General features: G+C 63.6%; 2 protein-coding genes. Both read left to right on the top strand.

The window, feature by feature from the left end:
* Window positions 1-32 precede the first annotated feature (32 nt).
* Complete coding sequence (locus B3C64_RS06995) at window positions 33-1,145, top strand: diguanylate cyclase (protein ID WP_291534682.1); 1,113 nt, start codon at window positions 33-35, stop codon at window positions 1,143-1,145.
* Between the two features lie 95 nt (window positions 1,146-1,240).
* Window positions 1,241-2,566 (top strand): UDP-N-acetylglucosamine 1-carboxyvinyltransferase, encoded by a 1,326-nt coding sequence (gene murA / locus B3C64_RS06990; RefSeq protein ID WP_291534680.1) that lies wholly within the window; start codon window positions 1,241-1,243, stop codon window positions 2,564-2,566.
* The last annotated feature ends 29 nt before the right edge of the window (window positions 2,567-2,595 follow it).

Below are 2,595 nucleotides of genomic sequence, written 5' to 3'. Positions count from 1 at the left end.
CCGCGCATACATAGAGAACTTTCGGAGAGAGCATGAGCCAGGGTTTCGCACCGTTCTACGATGTCAATCGCACGTATGAGGACAATTATCTGCAGGGGCCGTTCGGCGCCTTCGCCGAAGCGCTGAAGACGGGCGCTTCGTCCGAGGCTGGAAACGATGCCGATTCCGAATATTTCCTCGGGCATCGGGTGAATCTGCCGTTCGGTATTCCCGCCGGCCCGCTGCTCAATGAAAAGTTCACCACCGCGGCGTTCCGCATGGGATTCGACTTGGCGGTGTACAAGACGGTGCGCTCGCGCGCCTGGGGTTGCAACGCCTTCCCGAACGTATTGGCGGTGCATCCGAAGAACCCGGACGGGTCGCTGGTTCCGGGCAGCGCGGAACTCGATGAGGGCGTGCTCGCCGACACCCGTTACGAACTGCCGATTTCGATCTCCAACAGCTTCGGCGTGCCGTCCCGCGATCCCGACGAATGGCAGCCGGACATGCAGAAGGCGATCGAGGAAGCCGGCGAGGGCCAGTTGCTGGTGCCGAGCTTCCAGGGGTCGCGCGTGGACGGCATGGACCAGAAGGCGTACATCGCCGATCACGTCACGACAGCGCATCTGGTGACGGAAACCGGTGCCGGACTGATGGAGATGAACACCAGCTGCCCCAATGAGGGCCATAACCGTCTGCTGTGCCACGATCCGCATCTGGTCGGCACGATCACGGAGGCCGTGAAGAACGAGATCGGCGACCGTCCGCTCATCGTGAAGCTCGCCTACATTCCCAATGACGCCGATCTGGAGATCATGGTGAGGGAGACCGCCGGCCACGGCACCGTGCAAGGTTTCTCCACCATCAACACGATCTCCGCGAAACTGGTGGACGCCAATGGCGACCAGGCGCTTCCGGGCGCGGGCCGCGACCGTTCCGGCGTCTGCGGCAACGCGATTCGCGGCGCGGGGCTCGACATGGTGTCACGCCTGGCCGCGATCCGGGAAAGGCTCGGACTCGATTTCGCCATCGTGGGCGTGGGCGGCGTGATTCGCCCCGACGACTATATTGCATACCGCAAGGCCGGGGCGAATGCGGTGATGAGCGCCACGGGCGCGATGTGGGATGCGGATCTGGCGCATGAAATCAAGGAGACTCTGCGCTGAACGTCGCAATTCACGAACCTGCTACATGCCTTATGGCAAACTGAAGGATAGTGTTTTTAGGCTGAACCGTACAAGGGAAGCGAAAGAGGTTGAGCGTGTCTGACAACAACAACGACATCCTGCACGTCGAGGGTGGCAAGCCGCTGAACGGCACCATCAAGGTGCGCGGCGCGAAGAACTTCGTCAGCAAGGCGATGGTGGCCGCGCTGCTCGCTCCGGGTGTTTCCGTATTGAAGAACGTTCCGGAAATCCGCGACGTGCATGTGGTTTCCGATCTGCTGCGACTGCACGGCGTGGATGTGAAGGTGGACGGCGACGCCGGCATCGTCACCATCGACGCGTCCAAGGTGCAGCTCGCCGACGTCGCCGACGTGGACACCCTGTCCGGCTCGTCGCGCATTCCGATCCTGTTCTCCGGTCCGCTGCTGCACCGCTTGGGCGAGGCGTTCATTCCGGCGCTTGGCGGCTGCAACATCGGCGGCCGTCCGATCGACTTCCATCTGGAGACGCTGCGCAAGCTCGGCGCGAACGTCGACAAGGAGCACAAGGACGGCATCCACATCACCGCGCCGAACGGTCTGCACGGCGCGAAGATCCATCTGCCGTACCCGTCCGTGGGCGCGACCGAGCAGACGCTGCTCGCCGCGGTGCTTGCCGAAGGCAAGACCGAGCTTTCCGGCGCCGCCATCGAACCGGAGATCATGGATCTGGTGAACGTGCTGCAGAAGATGGGCGCGCTGATCTCCGTCGACGTCGACCGCACCTTCCGCATCGAGGGCGTCAAGGAGCTCAAGGGCTACACGCACACGTCCCTGACCGACCGCATCGAGGCCGCGTCCTGGGCGTCCGCGGCCCTCGCCACGCATGGCGACATCTTCGTCAAGGGCGCCACCCAGCCGGAGATGCTGACGTTCCTGAACGTGTTCCGCAAGATCGGCGGCGAATTCGACATCACCGACAAGGGCATCCGCTTCTGGCATCCGGGCGGCGACCTGAAGCCGGTCGCCATCGAAACGGACGTGCACCCCGGTTTCATGACCGACTGGCAGCAGCCGCTGGTGGTGGCGCTCACCCAGGCGAAGGGCCTGTCGATCGTGCACGAAACCGTGTACGAGAACCGTTTCGGTTTCACCAAACCGCTGGTGCAGATGGGCGCCACGATCCAGCTGTACCGCGAGTGCCTCGGCTCCCTGCCGTGCCGTTTCCAGCAGCGCAACTACAAGCATTCCGCGGTCATCTTCGGACCGACGCCGCTGACCGGACGCGACATCGACGTTCCCGATCTGCGCGGTGGTTTCAGCCACCTGATCGCCGCGTTGGCGGCCAAGGGACCGTCCAATGTGCAGGGCATTTCGCTGATCGACCGCGGTTACGCCGACTTCCGCGGCAAGCTGCAGGCGCTCGGCGCCGATTTCGACTGATTCGTTCGGTCGAGGGCCGGCCGTCAAGG

It is taken from the genome of Bifidobacterium sp. UBA6881 (assembly GCA_002451435.1).
GTDB lineage: Bacteria > Actinomycetota > Actinomycetes > Actinomycetales > Bifidobacteriaceae > Bifidobacterium.
The sequence above is the reverse complement of the archived record's forward strand: the minus strand, read 5'-3'. Positions and strand labels throughout refer to the sequence as shown.

Excerpts from the sequence above, each read along its gene's own strand:
- B3C64_RS06995 (WP_291534682.1), top strand. The coding sequence starts at position 33 with ATGAGCCAGGGTTTCGCACCGTTCTACGATGTCAATCGCACGTATGAG.